We start from the raw sequence: 21,127 nt of genomic DNA on the forward strand, positions 1-21,127 counted from the left end.
TCAGGCTTCCCCGCGTGGACTCCAGTCCGCCTCCTCCGCCACCCGGCTGACCTCCCACATGCGCTCGAACTCTCCCTTGAAGTGCTCGTACCAGAAGTGGTCGCGGCGCGGGGTGAGCGTGAAGACGGGATCGCGGCCCGCCGACCGGTGAGTCCCGAGCTCGACGTGGATCACCCCGTCGTCGTCGCCGGCGTCCAGGACCACCAGCCCGAACGCGGGCACGAACGGCAGGAACCGCACCTCGACGTCGCCCTTGGCGATCAGATCGCGCAGCAGGTACATCGTGGACCTGACCCGGTGCTCGAAGACGTCGGACCGGCCGGGGATCGTGCTCCTCCTGGCCGCCTCCTCCGGCACCGTGCCCCGCGGATCGATCAGCAGGACCTTGACCGACCCGCCACGCGCCAGGCACTTCTGCAGGTCGTCGACCAGGCCCCGGACGGTGCGGTTGAGCGTCACGCCCGCCAGGCGGACGTCGTCCGCCCGGCGGACCCGCTCGTCGAGCCCCTTCTTGGCGGTGGTCAGGAAGGCGTCGGCGGCCAGCTTCTCCTCGACCAGGCGGTTGAGAGTGACGACCCGCGACTCGAGATCGGTCACCTGGTGCCTCGGGCCCAGCGCGTTCACCGCCACCAGCGCCAGCGTGGCCAGCGTGGCGGCGGCCACGACCTGCGCGTTGACGACGCTGAAGACGCCGAGCACGCCCACCGCCAGCGCGATGAGTGCCGTCAGGTAGATCTCGAGGTTCCTGCCCGTGCTGAGATCGGTGCGTAAACGTTTCAGAGGCCCCATGCGACCCATCTTCCCGGCCCGCGCGAGGCGGGCGGAAGCCTCCCTACCCGGTGACCGTGCCCGCGCGGCGTTTGGCGCGGTAGGAGAGCCACAGGCCCGTCCCGTACAGGGCCACGCCGAGGACGATCATGGCTGCGACGGTCGGCACGCGCAGCCCCGGCGGCATGTACGTGGCCAGGAACCACGAGTGCTCCAGCATGCCGTTGTTCACGAAGATGCCGGCCACGATCCCCTGCGGGAACAGCGGGATGGCGCCGAGCGACCAGCAGGTCATGACGATCACTCGCTGGGCCCTGGGCATGTCCGGCAGTTTGAACGCCGTGCCGGCTCCGCCGTCGGGGCGGCGGCCCGTACGCATCATGTGCAGCAACTCGGGGCCCCGGGCGGCCAGCCGCCGCTCGGCCAGCAGCCCCAGCCCCCAGTGACACAGGACACCGGTGGCCACCCCGGCCGCCACGCCCCACCAGCCGTACAACACCGCCACCACGATGGCGGGCGCGCCCGTCAGCGCGACGAGGGCCATCGCCAGGTACGCCAGGCCGGTCAGCGCGCCGTCGTCCTCGCTCGTCCGCAGGGGATTGCCGCCGCGCTTCTGGGGGTCGGTGCCGGGCACCAGCGCGAACACCGAGAGGAGCGGCACCAGCCCGGCCGCGCCACCGAGCAGCGCGGCCGTGGCCGCCAAGATCAGCGGCATCGTGCCGTCCACGACCAGGGAGAGCGCCACCGCCGCCACCACCGCCACCGGGCCCACGGCCACCAGCCAGGCCCACTGCCGCCCGCGCACGTCGGACCCGCCCGGCGCCATCAGCGACAACCAGAGCGCGGTGCCGTCGGTGCCGTAGAGGTTGGACGTCATCGAGGCCGCCATCACGATGAAGATCGGCGCCGCCCACGGCAACATTTCCGTCCAGCCGAGCACGAGGGGCGCCCCCGCGAAGAACACCGCGTACGCCAGCGCGAACGTCAGCTGGTGGTTGCGCACCAGGTCGCGCGACCACGTACGCAGCTCCTTGGCGACCACCGCCGAGCCCGCCGTGCCCGCCCGCATCGGCCGGCGGCTGCGCGCCGACGGCCGGGTCGCGCCCGCCCGCCGGGTCAGCAGCGCCGCCCACGCGCCGAGCAGCAGCACGATCAGCACCGCCATCGCGGCCAGCGCCCAATAGTCACCGCGTACCGCCAGCAACCCCCACCCCGACGGCAGGTAACGCACGAACTCGGGAATCCGCCCACCCTGCCCGAACGCCACCGCGAACACCCACGCCTGCCCCAGGAACGCCAGCACCGCGCCGTTGACCACCCCCGCGCCGATCGCCCCAACGCGCGAGCGCAGCGCGATGCCCAGCAGCGCCACGGCCACCTTCGACAGCAGCACGAACATCGCCAGCTGCAACACCATCGCGGGCGCCGCCACCAGCGCCGCCACGGCGCTCTCCCGCGCGCCCGCCACCACGAGCCCCGACAGGGCGATCAGGCTGATCGCCGGCGCGACGCCCACGAACGCCGACACCAGCAGCCCGCCCGCCAGCCGCGCCGGCGGCAACCCCACCAGCGAGAAGAACTCGGGCCGCAGCGTCTCGTCGCCGCCGCCGGAGAAGACGGGGCCGATGATCCAGCCGAGCATCCACACGGCGTAGGCGGCGGCCGCCCAGTCGCCGTCAAGGAAGGTCAGATAGATCGTGCCCGCCGCGAGCACCAGCCCGAGCACGCCGCCCGTCGCCATCGTGCCGCCGCGCTGCCCCGTGACCGAATGGCGGAGGATCGCGACCTTCATCCGGACCAGAGTGACGGCTACAACCATGACAATCCCTTGGTGCCGGTGGAGCCCGCGCCGACCAGCTCCACGAACCGGTCCTCCAGCGTCGCCGCGCCGCGCACCTCGTGCAGCGGGCCCGCCGCCGCCACCCGGCCCTTGTCGATCACGCACACGTGGTCGCAGAGCTGCTCGACCAGCGCCATCACATGGCTCGACAACACGATCGAACCGCCGCCCGCCACGAACCCGCGCAGGATCATCTTGATCGTGGCAGCCGACACCGGGTCCACCGCCTCGAACGGCTCATCCAGCACCAGCAGCTTGGGAGCGTGCAACAACGCCGTGGCCAGGCCGATCTTCTTACGCATGCCGGTCGAGTATTCGATCACCAGCGTCTTCTCAGCCTCGTCCAGCTCCAGCACCGACAGCAACTCCTCGGCCCGCTCGGCCACCACCTCCTTGCCCAGCCCGCGCAGCAGCCCGAGATAGGTGAGAACCTCGCGGCCGGTGAGCCGCTCCGGCATGGCCAGCCCGTCGGGGAGCACGCCCACCAGCTGCTTGGCCCGGCCGGGATCGGACCACACGTCGGCGCCCAGGATCCGCGCCGTTCCGGCGTCCGGCCTGAGCAGGCCGACCGCCATGGACAGCGTGGTCGTCTTGCCCGCGCCGTTCTGCCCGACGAGGCCGTAGAACGACCCCTGGGGAACGGTCAGGTCGACGTGGTCGACGGCGACGTTCTCGCCGAACGTCTTGGCCAACCCCTTGATCTCCAAGGCGGCTGTCATGGGTCTCTCCTGGTGGCGAGGGTGAACAAGGTGACGAGTTCGCGGGTGTGCAGGTCGAGGTCGAAGCCCGGATCGTGCAGGAGGCGGCCGGGCACCGCGTCGATCGCGCCGCGAATGCTGATGGCCATGCTGCGCTGGTCGAAGTCGCGGAACTCGCCCGTCCGCTTGCCCCAGCCGAGCACCTTCTCCAGGTCGGCGATCGCCACCTCGGCCTGCGCCGCGTACGGCCCGGGGCCGCCCTCCTCGCCCGGGGTGTGCGTGATCACCTCCACCAGCGCCAGCAGGGGCTTGCGGTGCAGCCGCATGAACTCCATGTTGCCCTCGATGTAGGCGCGCAGGCCGTCGCTCGCCGTGGACTGGGCGAGGATGCGGGGGACCATCAGGTCGGTCGCCACCCTGGCGACCTCCGCGACGACCGCCTCGATGAGCTGCTTCTTGCCGCCGAAGTGGTACGAGATCACGCCGGTGCTGATCTTCGCCTGCTCGGCGATCCTGGCCAGGGTCGTGTGGGCGTACCCCTGGTCGGCGAGCACCTCGACGGCGCACGCGATGATCTGGGCCCGGCGCGCCTGTTCAATGAACGTGCGACTTTTTGGCGACACGACCAGAATTTTAAACGACCATTCAACCGTCGCCTGGCCGTCACCAGGGGCGCTGCGCCCGAAGGATGCCGGAGCTCGGTCAGGCGCGCAGGCGCAGGCCACGGGGTGTCGGGTGGAAACCGGCCGCCTCCAGCGCGGCCGCCAGCGGTGAGTCGACGATGGAGGCCCCGTCGGCCCGTTCCACGGTCAGCTTGCCCAGCGCGCCGTCGCGTACGGCCAGTGCCAGGGCGTCGACGGCCGGTTGCAGGCGCGTGTCGTCGGCGAACGACAGCAGGGTCTTGCCACCCCGCTCGACGTAGAGCACCAGATGGCCGTCGACCAGGACCACCAGGGACCCGGCCTTCCTGCCCGGCTTGTGCCCGACGTCGCCGGGGTGTTGCGGCCAGGGGAGCGCGGCGCCGTACGGGCTGGCCGGGTCGGCGGCGGCGAGCACCACGGCCCGCCGCCCAGAGCCGCCAGACCGCCCGGAACCCGCAGAAGCGCCCTCGTATCCGGCCCTCGGCGCGACACCGGCTCCTGGCGCGACCCCGGCTCCCGGTCCGAATCCAGCGCCTGGCCCCGGTTCGGTACCGGGCCCGAGCCCGGTTTCCGGCGCGAAGCCGGACGCCCCCGGGGCGATGCCCGGTGCCATGGCGCGCATCCGGTCGACCGCCCCGGGCAGCGCGAACTGGGCGCCGCCCAGCCCTTCGACGAAGTAGCCCCGCCGGCAGCGCCCGCTCTCCTCGTACGCCCGCAACACCTGATAGATCGGCGTGAACCCACCGGGCAAGCGCTCCGAGGTCACCGCCCCGCGCGTCACCACCCCGTGCCGTTCGAGCAGCACTTCGGCCTGGGCGTTGGCCCGCTGCGTCGCGTCGGGCGCGGGGCCGGGCAGCATCCACCACCGCCCGGCCACCGTGGGCGGCCCGCTCCTGCTCGGCAGCACCGCCCGGCGCCGCCGCGTGGTGGCGGGCCGGTGCGCGGGCCGTCCGGTGCCGAGGGTGGCCCGCAGCGGCGCGAGCGTGTCACCCGACACTCGCCCCGCCCACGCCAGGTCCCACAACGCGGCGACGAGCGTCGTGTCGTCGAGCGAGCCGAGCTGGTCGGAGATCCCGCGAAAGAACAGCGCGCCACCTCCGCCCAGCAGCTCCAGCACGCTCTCGTGGACGGGCGTCATGGTGATCTCGGCGGGTTCGGGCAGCAGCAGCGGCGCGGTGTCGGTGAAGTAGAGGGACACCCAGCCGTCACCGCCGGGCAGCGAGCCCTGCCCCGCCCACATCACCTCGCCGGACGACGTCAGCTCGTCGAGCAGCGCCGGATGGTAGCCGGGCACCCGCGCCGGCAGCACCAGCGTCTCCAGCGCGGACGCGGGCACGGCCGCCCCCTGGAGCTGCTCGATGGAGCGGACCAGGGAGTCCATCGCCCTGGCTGCCCCGGCCCGCTCGGCCGAGGCGGGCCCCGAGCCGGTGATGCCGTGCCAGGCCGGGAGAAACACGGCCAGCGTCTCCGGCGCGACCGGCTCGACCTCCTTGCGGAGCCTTGCCAGCGACCGGCGGCGCAACATCCGCAGCACCCCGGCGTCGCACCACTCCTCGCCCCGCCCGCCGGGCCGGAACTCGCCGCTGACGACGCGCCCGGTCACCGCCAGCCGCCGCAGCGCGTCCGTCACCACGGCGACGCCCAGCCCGAACCTCGCCGCGGCCGTGCCGGCGTGGAAGGGCCCGCGCGTGCGGGCGTGCCGCGCGACCAGGTCGGCCAGCGGGTCGGCGACCGGCTCCAGGAACACGTGCGGCACCCCCACCGGCAGGGGCACGCCGAGCGCGTCACGCAACCGCGCCGCGTCCTCGATGGCCGCCCACTGCTCCTCGCCCGCGACCCGTACTCTGATCGCCCGCCGCGCGCGCTCCAGCTCCCCCAGCCAGGCCGGGTCGCCGCCACGCACGCTCACGTCGGGCGCCAGCAGCGGGCCGTGCGAGCGCAGCAGGTCGGCGAGGTCTTCCGCGTCGCGCAGCGGCCGGTCGAGCCGGGCCAGCTCGCGCTCGCTGTCGGAGATCACGTCGGGGTCGAGCAGCTCGCGCAGGTCGGCCTGCCCGAGCAGCTCGGACAGCAGCGTGGTGTCGAGGGCCAGGGCCTGCGCCCGCCGCTCGGCCAGCGGCGCGTCGCCTTCGTACATGAACGCGCCCACGTAGTGGAACAACAACGACGCCGCGAACGGGGAGGCCTGCGAGGTCTCCACCTCCACCAGCCGCACCCTGCGCGCCGCGATGTCGCGCATGAGCTGGACGAGGCCGGGCACGTCGAAGACGTCCTGCAGGCACTCGCGCATCGTCTCCAGCACGATCGGGAACGAGGCGTATCGGGAGGCCACGCCCAGCAGGTGGGCGGCCCGCTGGCGCTGCTGCCACAGCGGGCTGCGCCTGCCCGGCGTGCGGCGCGGCAGCAGCAGCGCCCGCCCCGCACACTCCCTGAACCGGGAGGCGAACATGGCCGACCCGCCCAGCTCCTCGGTGACGATCTGCTCGATCTCCTCGGCGTCGAACGCCGCAACGTCGGTGGGAGGCTCGGCCAGCGTGTCGGGGATGCGCAGCACGATGCCGTCGTCGGAGTGCACGGCCTGCACGTCGACGCCGTAACGCTCGCGCAGCCGCCGGTTGACGGCCAGCGCCCACGGCGCGTGCACCCGCGCGCCGTAGGGGGAGTGGATCACCACCCGCCAGTCGCCCAGCTCGTCGTGGAAGCGCTCCACCAGCAGTGTGCGGTCGTCGGGGACGTAGCCGGTGGCCTCGCGCTGCTCGTTGAGGTAGGCCAGCAGGTTGCCCGAGGCGTAGGCGTCGAGCCCCGCCGCCCGCATCCGGTCGGTCGAGCCCTGCTGGGCCTGCTCGCGCAGGAACCGCCCGATCGCCCGGCCCAGCTCGGCCGGACGGCCGGGCGCGTCGCCGTGCCAGAACGGCAGCTTGCCCGGCTGCCCCGGCGCCGGTGAGACGAGCACCCGGTCGGCCGTGATGTCCTCGATCCGCCAGGACGTCGCGCCCAGCACGAACACGTCGCCCACCCGCGACTCGTAGACCATCTCCTCGTCGAGCTCGCCCACCCTGGAGGAGCGCTCGCCCACCAGGAACACCCCGAACAGGCCGCGGTCGGGGATGGTGCCGCCGTTGGTGACCGCCAGCCGCTGCGCCCCTGGACGCCCCTGCAGGGTGCCGGTCACGCGGTCCCACACGATGCGGGGGCGCAGCTCGGCGAACTCCTCACTCGGATAGCGGCCGGCCAGCATGTCGAGCGTGGCCTCCAGCGCGCCGCGCGGCAGCGTGGCGTAGGGGGCGGCGCGCCTGACCACGGACTCCAGCTCGTCGACCGTCCACTCGTCGAGCGCCGTCATGGCGACGATCTGCTGGGCCAGCACGTCGAGCGGGTTGCGCGGATAGCGCAGCTCCTCGATCTCGCCGCTCTTCATCCGCTCGGCCACCACGGCCGTCTGCACCAGATCGCCGCGGTATTTCGGGAAGATCACTCCTTTGGACACCGCCCCCACCTGGTGGCCCGCCCGGCCGATGCGCTGCAGCCCGCTGGCCACGCTCGGCGGCGCCTCCACGCACGCGACCAGGTCGACCGCGCCCATGTCGATGCCCAGCTCCAAGCTGGAGGTGGCGACCACGGCGGGCAGCCGGCCCGACTTGAGCGCCTCCTCGATCTGCGCCCGCTCCTCCTTGGAGACCGAGCCGTGGTGAGCGCGTACGATCTCCGTCACGACGCCCTTGGCGGATCCGGCCTGCGCCATCATCTCGGCGGGCGTGCGCTGGGCGGACCCGGCCTCGGCGGGCGGCCGATCGGGCGGACCCGTCTCCCAGATGGACAGATCGACGGTCTCCGTGCCGTGCTCGCGCTCGTATGCCAGCTCGTTGAGCCGGGTGCACAGCCGCTCGGCCAGCCGCCGCGAGTTGGCGAAGACGATCGTCGAGCTGTGCGCCCCGATCAGGTCGAAGAGCCGGTCTTCGACATGCGGCCAGATCGACCTGCCGCTCGGCTCGGGCGCGAACTCCTCGCCCTCCTGCGGCTTGCCGCCCTCCATCTCCGTCATGTCCTCGACCGGGACGACGACCTCGACCTCGATCTGCTTGTCCGACGGCGGCTGCACCACGGTGGCCGGGCGAACCCCGCCCAGGAACGTCGCCACCTCGCTCACCGGGCGCACGGTCGCCGACAACCCGATGCGCTGCGCGGGCCGCTCGAGCAGGGCGTCGAGCCGCTCCAGGGTGAGCGCCAGATGCGCCCCGCGCTTGGTGGCCGCGACCGCGTGCACCTCGTCGACGATCACCGTCTCGACCTCGCGCAACGCCTCGCGAGCCTGGCTGGTGAGCAGCAGGAACAGCGACTCGGGCGTCGTGATCAGGATGTCGGACGGCCTGGCGGCGAACCGCCTGCGGTCTTCCGCCGGGGTGTCGCCCGAGCGGATCGCCACCGAGATCTCCGGCACCGGCAGCCCCAGCCGCCGCGCCGTCTGCCTGATGCCCGCCAGCGGCGCGCGCAGGTTGCGCTCGACGTCGACGGCCAGCGCCTTGAGCGGCGACACGTAGAGCACGCGCGTGCCCTTGCGCCCGGCCTGCTCCCGGGCCCGCTCCCTGGTCCGCTTGTGAGCCCGCTCCTGGGCCCGCTCATCGACCGGCGTCGCGGCGAGCCGGTCGAGCGACCACAGGAACGCCGCCAGCGTCTTGCCCGACCCGGTGGGCGCGACGACCAGGGTGTTGTCGCCGCGCGCGATCGACTCCCACGCCCCCTCCTGGGCGGCGGTGGGATCCTGGAATGCTCCGGCGAACCATTGCCTGGTCACCTGGCTGAAGTGGTCTAGCGAGCTCACCAGCACATACTGCCTCGCGTCACCGACAGAAACCGCATTCGCACGACAGCGCGTGATTGAGCGGGCGCCATGGCGGACATACAGCGACCGTGACCATTGACTACGCGTCCATCGAAGCCCGCCGTGCGGAGCTCAGGCGGCGTCACGTCTTACCGCACCGGCCGTCCAGCAGCGCGCGGGGCCTGCACCACGTGGCCCTGCTGTCGTCCGACGTGGAACGGACCATAACGTTCTACCAGGAACTCCTGGAGTTCCCGCTCACCGAGATCATCGAAAACCGCGACTACAAGGGCTCCAGCCACTTCTTCTTCGACATCGGCAACGGCAACCTGCTCGCCTTCTTCGACTTCCCCGGCCTCGACCTCGGGCCGTACCAGGAAGTGCTCGGCGGGCTGCACCACATCGCGATCTCCGTCGATCCCGCCACGTGGGAACGACTGCGCGGGAAGCTGGAGATGGCCGGCGTGCCGCACCAGATCAGAGCGGCGCCTCCATCTACTTCAAGGACCCCGACGGCGCCCGCCTGGAGCTGCTCGCCGACCATCTCGGTGAGATGTACGGCGCGCGGGTGATGTGACCTAGCGGCGCGACGCCCTGCGCGTTCGCGGCCTGCCCGCACGCGGTAACCGCCTGATGCCCGCGTGCCCTCGGCGCGCTCCTCCTTCTCCTTCCGTACGGCGAGGCGCAGCGCGAGCTGCAACCGGCGGCGCCTGGCCCTGTTGGCCCTGGCGACGGCTGACTTCGGGGGTGAAGACTTGGGGGTCTTTGGCATGGGGATGTCCTACCCACCCGTGGCGGGCTTCCATACTTGAGTGCATGCGCCTGACCGAGTTCTGGAGACGGATGAACGCTCACTTCGGTGAGACCTACGCCGAGTCATGGGCGCGCGACTACGTGCTCGCCCCGCTCGGCGGGCGCACGGTGACGCAGGCGCTGGCCGACGGTGAGAGCGCCAAGACCGTCTGGCGCGCCGTGTGCCAGGTGGAGGACGTCTCGCCCAAGCTGCGCTGAAGCGGCTAGGGCTGGGCCGCGTCCAGCGCCCGGCGCAGCGCGGCGGCCGTGCTCTCCAGGTCGTCGGCGCTGCCCAGCCCGCCGGGAGACCACAGGAAGAGCCAGCCCTGGCCGGACGGCGTCGCGAAGATCATCGTCTGGCGGCCGGTGTGCGGATGCCACACCCACAACACCGGATCGTCCTCGCCGACCAACCGGCTGACCAGGCCCACGTCGGGCAGCAGTTCGGCGAGCGACTCCAGACGGACGCGCCGTTCCCCGGTGAAGCCGCTCGCCACGTCGCCGCCTCCAAGCCCTCGCCCTGCAGTGAGTCTCCCCAGCTCACCGCGCATGACAACACGCCGGGACCGACCTTCGTGAACATCACGTGGCGAGATCGCGGAGTCACGCGGAGCGCGTGCTTCCAGCGCTCTGGATCCACGAGGATCCGGGTGGGCAGAGCCGAGGTCGCCTCTTCGACGATCCAGTCCTGGCGGACTCCCCGCGGCGATGCTGGAAACCCTGCCACCGCCGGAACGTCCTGGCGTACCTTGGGTCACCTGTGCTGATCGACTTCACAGCGGGCGCGGCTCGTGGCGTGTTCCCGCTGTGCTCGAACAGTCGTTCGGCTACGATGGAAGCGCGCCGAGCCACGTCTTCCCCGGCAGTCCCAGAAAATGTCGGTGGCAGGCCGTAGCTTTCACTCGACTGACCGGACCACGATCCTCCAGGGGGAGTTCCATGGCTATCAACGACCGCGAGAAGGCCCTCGAGACCGCGCTCGCTCAGATCGAGCGGCAGTTCGGCAAGGGCTCAGTGATGCGCCTGGGCGACGACGCCCGAGCTCCCATCGAGGTGGTCCCTACCGGGTCGATCTCCCTCGACGTGGCCCTCGGCATCGGCGGCCTGCCGCGCGGCCGCATCGTCGAGGTCTACGGCCCCGAGTCCTCGGGCAAGACGACCATCGCCCTGCACGCGGTGGCCAACGCCCAGCGGGCCGGCGGCATCGCGGCGTTCGTCGACGCCGAGCACGCCCTCGACCCCGAATACGCCAAGAAGCTCGGCGTCGACACCGACGCCCTGCTGGTCTCCCAGCCCGACACCGGTGAGCAGGCGCTCGAGATCGCCGACATGCTCATCAGGTCCGGCGCCGTCGACATCATCGTCATCGACTCGGTGGCCGCGCTCGTGCCCAAGGCCGAGATCGAGGGCGAGATGGGCGACAGCCACGTCGGCCTCCAGGCCCGCCTCATGTCCCAGGCGCTGCGCAAGATCGCCGGTGCCCTGAGCAGCACCGGCACCACCGCGATCTTCATCAACCAGCTCCGCGAGAAGATCGGTGTGATGTTCGGCTGCATGTCGTACGGCACGCGCGTCACGCTCGCCGACGGCACACAGGAGAAAATCGGCAAGATCGTCAATCAGAAGATGGACGTCGAGGTTCTCTCCTACGACCCGGAGACCGACAAGCTCGTTCCCCGCCGCATCGTCAACTGGTTCGACAACGGCAACGCCGAGCGGTTCCTGCAGTTCACTGTGGCCAAGTCGGGCGGAAACGGAAAGGCCCAGTTCGCTGCGACGGAGAACCACCAGATCCGCACCCCGGGCGGCTGGCGTGACGCTGGTGAGCTGATCGCGGGAGATCGCGTCATGCTCACGGAGACCCACCGCCTGAGCGACAAGCAGTGGCAGGTCATCCTGGGGTCGCTGATGGGAGATGGAAACCTGTCGCCCAATCGCCGTGGCCGCACCGGCGTTCGCTTCCGCATGGGGCATGGCGCCAAGCAGGAGGATTATCTGTCCTGGAAGTGCTCGATGCTGGGCAACATCACCCACAGCCGCAGCACCAATGCCAAGGGCGCGGTCTTCGCCGACTTCACTCCTCTTCCCGAGCTTGAAGAGCTGCGCCAGGTGGTCTATCTCGGTGGCGGCAAGAAGCACATCACCTCGGAATACCTCAAGGCGCTGACACCGCTGGCTCTGGCGGTGTGGTACATGGACGATGGCTCGTTCACGCTCCGTTCGAAGGGGCTCCAGCAGCGCACCGAAGGCGGTTCCGGTCGCATCGAGATCTGCGTCGAGGCGATGAGCCAGGGCTCCCAGGAGCGTCTTCGTGACTACCTGTGTGACACCTATGGCCTCAACGTGAAGGTTCAGCATCGCGGGGCCCGAGGTGTGGCCGTCCTGCAGTTCGACACGGAATCGTCGGCCACGTTCCAGAAGCTGGTGGCGCCCTACGTCCACCCCTCGATGGCCTACAAGCTCCTGCCTCGCTACCGCGGCCAGTTCGCGGTCGAGCCGGAGTTCACCGACCCCGAGCCGCGGCTTGTGCCCTCACGGATCCTCGACATTCGCATCAAGCCGAAGACCCGCTCGATGAGGAAGTTCGACCTCGAGATCGAGGGGACGCACAACTACTTCGTCGACGGTGTCATGGCCCACAACAGCCCCGAGACGACGACGGGTGGCAAGGCGCTCAAGTTCTACGCCTCGGTCCGGATGGACATTCGCCGCATCGAGACGCTCAAGGACGGCACGGAGGCGGTCGGCAACCGCACCAGGGTCAAGGTCGTGAAGAACAAGATGGCCCCGCCCTTCCGGGTCGCCGACTTCGACATCCTCTACGGCGTGGGCATCTCCCGCGAGGGCGGCCTCATCGACATGGGCGTGGAGCACGGCTTCGTGCGCAAGTCCGGCGCCTGGTACACCTACGAAGGCGACCAGCTCGGCCAGGGCAAGGAGAACGCGCGCAACTTCCTGCGCAACCACCCCGACATGGCCAACGAGATCGAGAAGAAGATCAAGGACAAGCTGGGTGTCGGTCCACGCCTCGACACTCCGGCCGAGCCCGCCGCTCCGGCCCCGGCGGCCGCTCCTTCCGGCCGGGGTTCCAAGTCCACCCCCAAGCCGGGTGACGTCTGATCGTTGACCTATGAATAACCCCGACCGGTCGCAGGCGCCCCAGCCGGGCAACCGGGGCGCCTGGCCGAACACCACCTCGCCGCGCGGTCGCGACCTCGCTCTCTCGGCGGCGGACGGCTGGCCGTCGCTCGACCAATGGCGCAACCGCCTGCGCACCCCCGACACCGAGCCCGGCAACGCCCCTACGGGTTCCGGGAGCCCGGCTGCGGATTCCACCGTGCCCGGATCCCCGCCTCCGCCGCCGGGCTGCTCCCGCCCGGACGGCGATGGTCCGGGGCGTGATGACCAGCGTGTCCGGGATGCCCCGGAAGAGCCGGGGCGAGGTGCGACCCCGCCTCCGGGACCTGACGGCTCTGGTGCGCGTGATGGCGGTCGGGCGGAGCAACCTTCGCCCTCCGGCGACGGAGACGGCGGATGGCATTCCGAGGTGCTGGCCGGGAGCAGTTGGTTCGCCGGGGAGCAGGCCGAGGGCGGTAAGAAACGATCGGGCGGGGAGCGCCGGTCCAGCAGGTCCGGCAGGCGCGGTGAGAAGAGGGCGAAAGGATGGTTGCCCGAGGGCCCTGACGCCGAGAGCCCGGCCGGTGCCGCTCCGGCCGCCGACCCGGAGTCGGTGGCCCGGGCCATCTGCCTGCGCCTTCTCACCATGGCTCCCAAGACCCGAGCCCAGCTCGCCGAAGCTCTGCGCAAGCGGGAAGTGCCGGACGACGCCGCGGAGGCGGTGCTCAGCCGGTTCTCAGAGCTGGGGCTGATCGACGACGAGGCGTTCGCCGCGGCCTGGGTCGACTCCAGGCACCACGGTCGGGGCCTGGCCAAGCGCGCCCTGGCCGCCGAGCTGCGCCATCGGGGCGTCGACACCGACACGGTCAAGGAAGCCGTCGACCGCCTCGAGCCCGACCAGGAGGCGGAGACCGCTCGCCGGCTGGTGGAGCGCAAGCTGGCCGCGACCCGATCCCTCGACCCGCGCGCCCGCACCCGCCGCCTCGCCGGCATGCTCGCCCGCAAGGGCTACTCCTCGGGCCTGGCCTTCCGGGTCATCCGGGAAGCCCTGGAACAGGAGGGCATCGACATGGAAGAAGACTTCCCCTGACGTGACCCGCCGTCAGCCTGGCGGAGTGCCGGGCGCCGTCAACCGGTCCACCTGAGGGACGTCCGCTCCCGGCACGGGGAGGCTCCCGGATTCCGGCGGTTTCCGGGAGCAATGGCGGATCTTGTGGTGGATGTGGCGATGCGGGTCGGTAAGACACGCTTGGAGACGCGTTTGCTTGCTCGTGACCTGTTCGACGCATAACCTCGACGGCAGTGAGGAGTTACTCCGCGCAGTGCGGATTGCCATACCGGTGAACGACGGACGAGCGAGCTTGGGCGATCGAGGCGGGCGAGGTGTCGGCTTTCCGAGCCGACGCCCGGTCAGCCTTGGCTGGGCATCGACCCAGGTGATGACCGGGCTGTCCGTGGCGTGCTTGTGACCCCTCCCGTTTTGTGGCCGCGTTATGAGGTGTTGACGACGCGAGGAGGGCGGGGCGCACATGGGGCCGCTGGTCGTGGTGCTGATGGTGGCGGTGCTCGTGCTCGCGTTCGGGATGATCGTCGCGCTCCTCGTCGTCATACGCCGCACGTCCGGCCCGCTGCCACGTTCCGGCAAGCCGAGCTCCGAGCAGATGCAGGCCGTTCACGAGGAGCTCGAGCAGGCGCGTGAGGAGGCGCAGGAGATCCGCCACAAGGCGGAGACCGACGCCGAGGAGATTCTGCGCAGGTCGGAGAGCGCTGCCGAGAGCGCGGCGCAGATGCGGCGGGAGGTCGAGGAGGAGGCCCGGATCCTCAAGTCCGAGCTCAAAGAGCTACGGGCCGATCTGGAGCGCAGGGAGGCCAGGCTGGCCGAGCGCGAGCAGCGGCTGGACGAGGAGGCCAGACGGCAGTCCGAGCGTGACAGGAAGCTCGCCGAGACCGAGGTCGAGCTGGCCGACCGGCGTGAGGAGCTGCTCCAGGTCGAGCAGGAGCGGCGGGTCATCCTGGAGCGGGTCGCCGGGTTGACCGGCGCGCAGGCCAAGGCGGAGCTGGTCAGGGAGATCGAGAACCAAGCCAAGCGCGAGGCCGCCCTGATCGTGAGGGAGATCGAGGGGGCCGCCCGCAAGGAGGGCGAGAAGCGGGCCACCAAGATTGTGACGCTGGCCGTGCAGCGGGTGGCGGCGGAGCAGACGGCGGAGTCGGTCGTCAGCGTGTTGCACCTGCCGGGCGATGAGATGAAGGGCCGGATCATCGGGCGCGAGGGGCGTAACATCCGCGCCTTCGAGTCCACGACCGGGGTCAACCTGATCATCGACGACACGCCCGAGGCGGTGTTGCTGTCGTGCTTCGACCCGGTGCGGAGGGAGACCGCCAGGCTGACGCTGGAGAAGCTGGTGCTGGACGGCCGCATCCATCCCCAGCGCATCGAGGAGGCCCATGACCGCAGCCGCCAGGAGGTCCAGGACCTGTGCGCGCGGGCCGGCGAGGACGCCCTGGTCGAGCTGGGCATCACCGACATGCATCCCGAGCTGACGCTGCTGCTCGGGCAGTTGCGCTACCGCACCTCTTATGGACAGAACGTCCTCAAGCACCTGATCGAGTCCGCGCACATCGCCGGCATCATGGCCGCGGAGCTGAAGATGAACCAGCGGCTGATGAAGCGTTGCGCCCTGCTCCACGACATCGGCAAGGCTCTCACGCACGAGGTCGAGGGCAGCCACGCGCTGATCGGCGCGGAGATCGCCCGCCGTTACGGCGAGGAGGAGGACGTGGTGCACGCCATCGAGGCGCACCACAACGAGGTCGAGGTCCGCACCGTCGAGGCGGTGCTCACGCAGGCCGCCGACGCGATCAGCGGCAGCCGTCCAGGGGCCCGCCGTGAGTCCCTGGAGGCGTACGTCAAGCGGCTGGAGCGGCTGGAGGAGATCGCGCAGTCGCACGACGGGGTGGAGAAGGTCTTCGCCATGCAGGCCGGCCGGGAGATCCGTGTCATGGTCAAGCCCGACGCGGTCGACGACATCCAGGCGCAGGTGATCGCCCGCGACGTGGCCAAGCAGGTGGAGGAGGAGCTGACCTACCCGGGGCAGATCCGCATCAGCGTGGTCAGGGAGTCGAGGGCCACAGAGTTCGCCCGTTAGGCGAAGAGCTGCTGGTAGAAGGCGAGCTCGGCGGCGAGCGCCGCGGCCCGCGTCTCGGTGCGGCGGAAGCCGTGCGACTCCCCGTCGAAGGAGAGATAGGTGCACGGGATGCCGCGTTCGGAGAGCGCGTCGGCGAAGGCCACCGACTGCTGGGGCGGCACCACGGGGTCGTCGAGCCCCTGCAGGAGCAGCATGGGGCAGGTCACGCCGTCGACGAGTCCGAGCGGCTCGCGGGCGGCGTAGACCTGCGGGTCTTCCGGCCCCACCAGCCACTCCACATAGCGTGACTCGAAGTCGTGGGTGTGCTCGGAGAGGGGCGCGAGCGCGCTGATGCCGTAGTAGGAGACGCCGCCCGCGAACACGTCGGACCGGCAGCACGCGGCCAGCACGGTCCAGCCGCCCGCGCTGCTGCCGCGTACCGCGATCTTGGCGGGGTCTGCCAGGCCTTCGGCGGCCAGCCACCGTGCGGCGGCTATCGTGTCGGCGACGTCCACCAGGCCCCACTGCCCTTTCAGCCGGTCGCGGTAGGGCCTGCCGTAGCCGGTGGAGCCGCCGTAGTTGACGTCGAGCACGCCGATGCCGCGCGAGGTCAGGAACGCCTTCTCCAGGTCGAGCGCGCTGTCGGCGCAGGCCGTCGGCCCGCCGTGCACGAAGATCACGTACGGGGGGACGCCGGTGGTCGCCGGTCCGTGCGGCGGATAGAGGAACGCGGGGGCCGGCGTCTCCACCGCGCGGGGAAGCGGCAGGCAGGCGGGGTCGGGCAGGCGCGCGACGTCCTGGCCGAGCGCGACGTGCGTGCCCGCCGCCGTGTCCACCCGGACGACCGACCGGGGGAGCGTGGCGGAGTAGCCGACCCCGACCACCGACATGCCCTCGGCCGCCAGCGCCGCGTCCCATCCCGAACAGGGCACGTCGAGGTCGGTCAGCGTGCCCGACTCGGGGTCGAGCACGCCCATCCGCAGGTCGCCGCGCCCGTGCAGGACCGCGATACGCCCGTCGCCGAGCACGGTGTACGGCCGGCCGCCCAGCTGCCACGGCGGCGCTGCGAACTCCTCCTCGGCGGGATGGACCGCCCGCGTGTCCCCACCCCGCAGACCGCTCTCGTAGAGGTTCCACCATCCTGAGGAGTCGGAGATCAGGTAGAGGTGGGCGTCGTCCTTCCAGGCGGGGGCGAGCACGGATTCGGCGGGCCCGCCGCGCACGGTCCATTCCTCGCCGCTGGAGAGGTGGACGACCCGCAACTCGGTGCCGTCCCAGGGCATGAGCGGGTGGTTCCAGCAGAGGTAAGCCAGGTGCCGCCCGTCAGGGGAGATGGCGGGGGAGGCGTAGAAGTCGCAGCCCGTGACCCAGGTGCGAGGGTCGCCGCCGTCCAGCGGGATCGACACGATGGCCCGGGTCACCTTGCCGTCGTCGCCGTGCCGCTCGCGAACGCCCCACACCTGGCCGTCGTGCACGACCAGGTCGGCGTAGCGGCAGCCGTCGCCGGTGAGCGGCTCGGGCTCACCGCCATCCGCCAGGATGTACAGGCGCTGGTCGTCGAGGTTGGCGAAGACCACCTCGCCGCCGGGGGTCACGGTGTAGGGCCTGCCGCCGTACTCGTGCACCCGGGTGCGCGCGCACCACGGGGCCCGCAGCAGCTCGCGGTGGGTGCCGTCGGCGGTGCGGCACACGATCGTGGTGCGTCCGCCCTCTTCAGGGCGGTCCTCGGTCCACCACACCTTGCCGCCCCGGACGGTGGGCCAGCTCGGACGCACACCTGCGTTCGCCACGTCTCTGGTCGAGATGGGGGAGGGCCAGAAAGGCATACCCGCATCCTGCCGGAAGATCGGCGAGCGTGCTGGCCGGATCTTGGATCAGGGGCAGCCCGCGGGCGGCGGCGGAGCCGTGGGCAGGTCGAGCCCCGTCTTGCCGAACCATTTCTGCAGCAGCCGGGCGGCCGTGCCGTCCCCCCACATCATGGTGATCGCCTCATTGACGGCCTCGCACGTGGCGATCTCGCCCTCCTTGAGGCCGACGGCCCACTGCTCCTCGCTGATCGGGTCGTTGAGCAGCCTGAGCTTCTTGGGGTCCTGCTCGACGTACCCGGCCAGGGACAGGTTCTCGGTGCTCACCGCGTCGAGCCGGCGGTCGAGCAGCTTGCGTACGCACTCGGAGTAGTTGGCCGCGGGCACGAGGATGGCCGGCAGATCCAGCTTGCCGTCCGGCGGCGGGTCGACGATGCGCCGGTAGGAGTTGGAGCCCTTGGCCAGGCAGATGCGCTGGCCCGCCAGGTCGCTCGTCTTCTGGATGGAGGCGTCGTCGGAGCGGACCATCGTGTCCTGGTACGCGGTCACGTACGGGCCCGCGAACGTCACCCGGGGCCTGCGCGACATGGTGATGGAGTAGGAGGCGACGACCATGTCGACGGTGCCGTTCTGGAGCAACGCCTCCCGGGCGGAGGAGGGGGCCTCGCGCCACGTGATGCGTACGTCCTCGCCGTCCGCGAGGTAGCGGACGATGTAGCGGGCGACGTCGATATCGAAACCCTCGGGGGCGCCGGGCCCGGTCTTGAGGCCCACGCCCGGCTGGTCCCACTTGGTGCCGACCGTGACCGTGCCGCCCTCTCTGATCTTCTCCGCGACGGTGGAGTATGAGCCGTTTCCGCCGCACGCTGCCAGGCACACGGCCATGGCCGCCCCTGCGAGCGCCGCCCCACGCATGGTCACCCCGATCATCTCCTATGCAAAGGAGCTTGTCGGCTGAATAACGCGCGCAGGCGGGTCCCGCAACGCCTCTAAACGGAGAAGTGGGGTTTTCTTGGCAATTTATCGGTGTACGGGCAGCGCACGCGCCGCCCGTACACCGTCAGGCGGCGCCTTCGCCCATGCCCACGGCCGGCGTGACCGGCTTGGCCGCGGTCTTGCGGCTGCGCCTGCTACGCCCCTCCAGCCAGGTGGCCAGATAGCTCAGGGCCATGTTGAGCGCGACGTAGATGATGCCGATGACGATCGCCGCCGGGATCAACGAGCCGAAGAACCGGGCAGGAAGGATCTTGAAGCCGGTGTTGAGCAGATCGACGTAGGCGATGATGTAGCCGAGCGCGGTGTCCTTCAGCAGCACCACGAGCTGGCTGACGATCGCCGGCATCATCGCCGTGACGGCCTGCGGCAACAGCACCAGCCGCATCACCTGGTTCTTCCGCATGCCCACCGCGTAGGCGGCCTCCGACTGCCCCTTGGGCACGGCCTGCACGCCTGCCCTGACGACCTCGGCGAGCACCGAGCCGTTGTAGAGCATCAGGCCGACGACCACCGCCATGAACGCGTAGTCGCCGCCGCCCATCAGCAACGGGGCCAGATAGAAGATGAAGAAGATCAGCAGCAGCAGCGGGATGGCCCTGAAGACCTCCACCACCACGCCGGCCGGGACCCTGATCCAGGCATGGTCCGAGAGCCGGGCCAGGCCGAAGATCGCGCCGAAGGCGAGCGCGAGCACCGCGGCCACGGCCGCCGCCTTCAAGGTGCCGATGAGACCCGGGATGATGTAGAACTCCCACGTCTCCCACTGCAGGAACGGCTGCCAGATCTTGCCTTCCCACTGGCCCTTGGCGTCGAAGCCTTTGAAGACGCCGTAGACGACCGCCCCGACGGCGATGAGGCTGACGACGGTGAGGGCGTGGTTGCGCACCCGCCCGCGCGGGCCGGGGGCGTCGAACAGGACAGAAGTGCTCATCGGACCACCGCCAGGCGCCGCGACAACCAGCCGGTGAAGAACCCGATCGGCATGGTCAGCACCATGAAGGCGACGACGATGCCGAGAAAGATGGGGATCGACGCGCCGGTCTGGTCGAACGTCTCCTTCATCACGGCCGCCGCATCGGCGAGGAACCCGCCGGCGGTGGCGACCGTGGTGTTCTTGATCATGGCGATGATCACGCTGCCCAGCGGGGCGACCACGGCGCGGAACGCCTGAGGCAGGATGATCATCGTCAGTGACTGGCTGAACGTCAGGCCGATCGCCCTGGCCGCCTCGGCCTGTCCCATCGGCACCGTGTTGACACCCGAGCGCAGCGCCTCGCACACGAAGGCCGCCGTGTAGAGCGACAGGCCCATCGCGACGAGCCAGAACGAGTTGGACCGCGGCTCGTCGGAGAAGACCAGGCCGAGCTGGTCGCTCAGGCCCAGCGCCGAGAACGCCAGCACCAGCGTCAGGGGGGTGTTACGGACAACGTTGACGTAGGTCGTGCCCGCCGCACGCAGCACCGGCGTGGGGGAGACCCGCATCGCGACCAGGATCGTACCGATGATCAGGGAGGCGACCAGGGCCACGAGCGCGAGCTTGACGTTCTCCAGAAACCCGAGCGCGAGGTCGGGGCCGTACGTGATTAGTTCGTCCATCGTGCTCCACCGCAGGGGCGAAAGGCGGCCGGGGGGCCGGCCGCCGTCGCCGACGTGATCAGCTGCAGCCCTCGGCCGGCGGCGCGGCTTCCGACAGCTTCAGGCCCTGGATGCCGCCGAACCACTTGTCCAGCAGCTGCTTCATGGTGCCGTTGTCCCACAGCTTCTTCACCGCGGTGTTGACGGCCTCGCACGTCTTCGTGTCGCCCTTCTTCAGCCCGACGCCGTATTTCTCGTCGGTGAAGCCCTGGCCCAGCACCTTGAAGTTGCCGCCCGCCTGCTTGGCGAAGCCCGCCAGGATCAGGTCGTCGGTGGTGACGGCGTCGAGGTTGCTGCCGGTCAGCTTCTGCACGCACTCGGAGTAGTTGGCCGCGTCGACGGTCGTGGCGTCGATGTTGAGCTCGCCGTCCGGAGGCCCTTCGGTGATGCGCTTGTAGGAGTTGGAGCCGGCGGCCTTGCAGATCTTCTTGCCCTTGAGCTCCTGCGGGCTGTTGATCGACGTGTCGTCCTTGCGGACCATGACGTCCTGGTGGGCGATCACGTAGGGGCCGCCGAAGGTGACCTTGCCCTTGCGCTCCTCGGTGATGGAATAGGTGGCGACGACCATGTCGACCGTGCCGTTCTGGAGGAACGGCTCACGGTTGGACGAGGCCGACTCCTTCCACTCGATCTCGACCTCCTTGCCGCCGGCCAGCTCCTTCACCAGGGCCTTGGCCACGTCAACGTCGAAACCCTCGGGCTCGGCGCCCATCTTCAGGCCCAGGCTCGGCTGGTCCCACTTGGTGCCGACCACGATCGTGTTGGCGCCCTGGACCTTCTCCAGCACGGTGGCGTACGTCTGGTCGTCGCCTCCACAAGCCGTCAGGCCGGCGGCCAGAGCCGCTACCGAGAGCACCGCTCCCGTTCGACGCATGTGCATGTGTACCTGCCTCA

General features: G+C 70.6%; 16 protein-coding genes and 2 pseudogenes. 7 read left to right on the forward strand and 11 right to left on the reverse strand.

The features are described 5' to 3' along the window. The 5 genes from ABGB01_RS01080 to ABGB01_RS01100 form a co-directional block, all read right to left on the reverse strand. On the reverse strand, positions 1 to 789 hold the full coding sequence (locus tag ABGB01_RS01080) for a hypothetical protein (protein WP_347769293.1): 789 nt from the start codon (positions 787 to 789) through the stop codon (positions 1 to 3). 43 nt (positions 790 to 832) lie between these two features. Next, complete coding sequence (locus ABGB01_RS01085) at positions 833 to 2,560, reverse strand: hypothetical protein (protein ID WP_347769295.1); 1,728 nt, start codon at positions 2,558 to 2,560, stop codon at positions 833 to 835. Positions 2,561 to 2,577: 17 nt separating this feature from the next. Next, positions 2,578 to 3,327, reverse strand: coding sequence for an ABC transporter ATP-binding protein (locus tag ABGB01_RS01090; RefSeq protein ID WP_347769297.1), 750 nt, complete (start codon positions 3,325 to 3,327; stop codon positions 2,578 to 2,580). Beyond that, entirely contained in the window at positions 3,324 to 3,929 is a 606-nt protein-coding gene (locus ABGB01_RS01095; protein ID WP_347769299.1) for a TetR/AcrR family transcriptional regulator, read from the reverse strand. Before ABGB01_RS01095 ends, ABGB01_RS01090 begins: the two co-directional genes overlap by 4 nt. A 79-nt stretch (positions 3,930 to 4,008) precedes the next feature. Beyond that, on the reverse strand, positions 4,009 to 8,763 hold the full coding sequence (locus ABGB01_RS01100) for an ATP-dependent helicase (protein WP_347769301.1): 4,755 nt from the start codon (positions 8,761 to 8,763) through the stop codon (positions 4,009 to 4,011). An 89-nt stretch (positions 8,764 to 8,852) separates the two neighbouring features. Here ABGB01_RS01100 and ABGB01_RS01105 point away from each other — a divergent pair, with 89 nt between their 5' ends. Beyond that, the gene (locus ABGB01_RS01105; protein WP_347769303.1) at positions 8,853 to 9,335 is read left to right on the forward strand and encodes a VOC family protein; all 483 of its coding nucleotides are present in this window, start codon (positions 8,853 to 8,855) and stop codon (positions 9,333 to 9,335) included. A gap of 244 nt (positions 9,336 to 9,579) precedes the next feature. Next, positions 9,580 to 9,774 (forward strand): DUF3046 domain-containing protein, encoded by a 195-nt coding sequence (locus ABGB01_RS01110; RefSeq protein ID WP_132596118.1) that lies wholly within the window; start codon positions 9,580 to 9,582, stop codon positions 9,772 to 9,774. Between the two features lie 5 nt (positions 9,775 to 9,779). Here the strand turns inward: ABGB01_RS01110 and ABGB01_RS01115 are convergent, their stop codons facing one another. Continuing rightward, entirely contained in the window at positions 9,780 to 10,052 is a 273-nt protein-coding gene (locus ABGB01_RS01115) for a hypothetical protein (RefSeq protein WP_347769305.1), read from the reverse strand. Positions 10,053 to 10,494: 442 nt separating this feature from the next. Here ABGB01_RS01115 and recA point away from each other — a divergent pair. From recA to rny, 5 genes and pseudogenes are all read left to right on the forward strand, one after another. Continuing rightward, positions 10,495 to 11,343, forward strand: a pseudogene (gene recA, locus ABGB01_RS01120) (recombinase RecA); the annotation flags it as partial. Positions 11,344 to 11,385: 42 nt separating this feature from the next. Continuing rightward, positions 11,386 to 11,958 (forward strand): annotated as a pseudogene (locus ABGB01_RS01125) (LAGLIDADG endonuclease); the annotation flags it as partial. Between the two features lie 171 nt (positions 11,959 to 12,129). Further along, positions 12,130 to 12,675, forward strand: coding sequence for a hypothetical protein (locus tag ABGB01_RS01130; RefSeq protein ID WP_347770158.1), 546 nt, complete (start codon positions 12,130 to 12,132; stop codon positions 12,673 to 12,675). A gap of 10 nt (positions 12,676 to 12,685) precedes the next feature. After that, a complete protein-coding gene (gene recX / locus ABGB01_RS01135; protein WP_347769307.1) occupies positions 12,686 to 13,762 on the forward strand; it encodes a recombination regulator RecX in 1,077 nt (358 codons plus the stop codon). A 439-nt stretch (positions 13,763 to 14,201) separates the two neighbouring features. Then, positions 14,202 to 15,818, forward strand: coding sequence for a ribonuclease Y (gene rny / locus ABGB01_RS01140; RefSeq protein ID WP_347769309.1), 1,617 nt, complete (start codon positions 14,202 to 14,204; stop codon positions 15,816 to 15,818). On the opposite strand, the gene ABGB01_RS01145 is transcribed toward rny, so the two are convergent. The 5 genes from ABGB01_RS01145 to ABGB01_RS01165 form a co-directional block, all read right to left on the reverse strand. Further along, the gene (locus ABGB01_RS01145) at positions 15,815 to 17,623 is read right to left on the reverse strand and encodes a prolyl oligopeptidase family serine peptidase (protein ID WP_347769311.1); all 1,809 of its coding nucleotides are present in this window, start codon (positions 17,621 to 17,623) and stop codon (positions 15,815 to 15,817) included. The two genes, rny and ABGB01_RS01145, sit on opposite strands and share 4 nt — an antisense overlap. Positions 17,624 to 17,671: 48 nt before the next feature. Then, positions 17,672 to 18,517, reverse strand: a complete 846-nt coding sequence (locus tag ABGB01_RS01150; protein WP_347770160.1) for a glutamate ABC transporter substrate-binding protein — start codon at positions 18,515 to 18,517, stop codon at positions 17,672 to 17,674. 145 nt (positions 18,518 to 18,662) lie between these two features. Further along, a complete protein-coding gene (locus tag ABGB01_RS01155) occupies positions 18,663 to 19,529 on the reverse strand; it encodes an amino acid ABC transporter permease (protein WP_347769313.1) in 867 nt (288 codons plus the stop codon). Beyond that, positions 19,526 to 20,194, reverse strand: coding sequence for an amino acid ABC transporter permease (locus ABGB01_RS01160; RefSeq protein WP_347769315.1), 669 nt, complete (start codon positions 20,192 to 20,194; stop codon positions 19,526 to 19,528). Before ABGB01_RS01160 ends, ABGB01_RS01155 begins: the two co-directional genes overlap by 4 nt. 58 nt (positions 20,195 to 20,252) lie before the next feature. Then, positions 20,253 to 21,113: a glutamate ABC transporter substrate-binding protein gene (locus tag ABGB01_RS01165; RefSeq protein ID WP_347769317.1), complete on the reverse strand. Its 861-nt coding sequence runs from the start codon at positions 21,111 to 21,113 to the stop codon at positions 20,253 to 20,255. Positions 21,114 to 21,127: the final 14 nt, after the last annotated feature.

The organism is Nonomuraea sp. B5E05 (genome assembly GCF_039880665.1).
In the GTDB taxonomy this organism is placed as follows: domain Bacteria; phylum Actinomycetota; class Actinomycetes; order Streptosporangiales; family Streptosporangiaceae; genus Nonomuraea.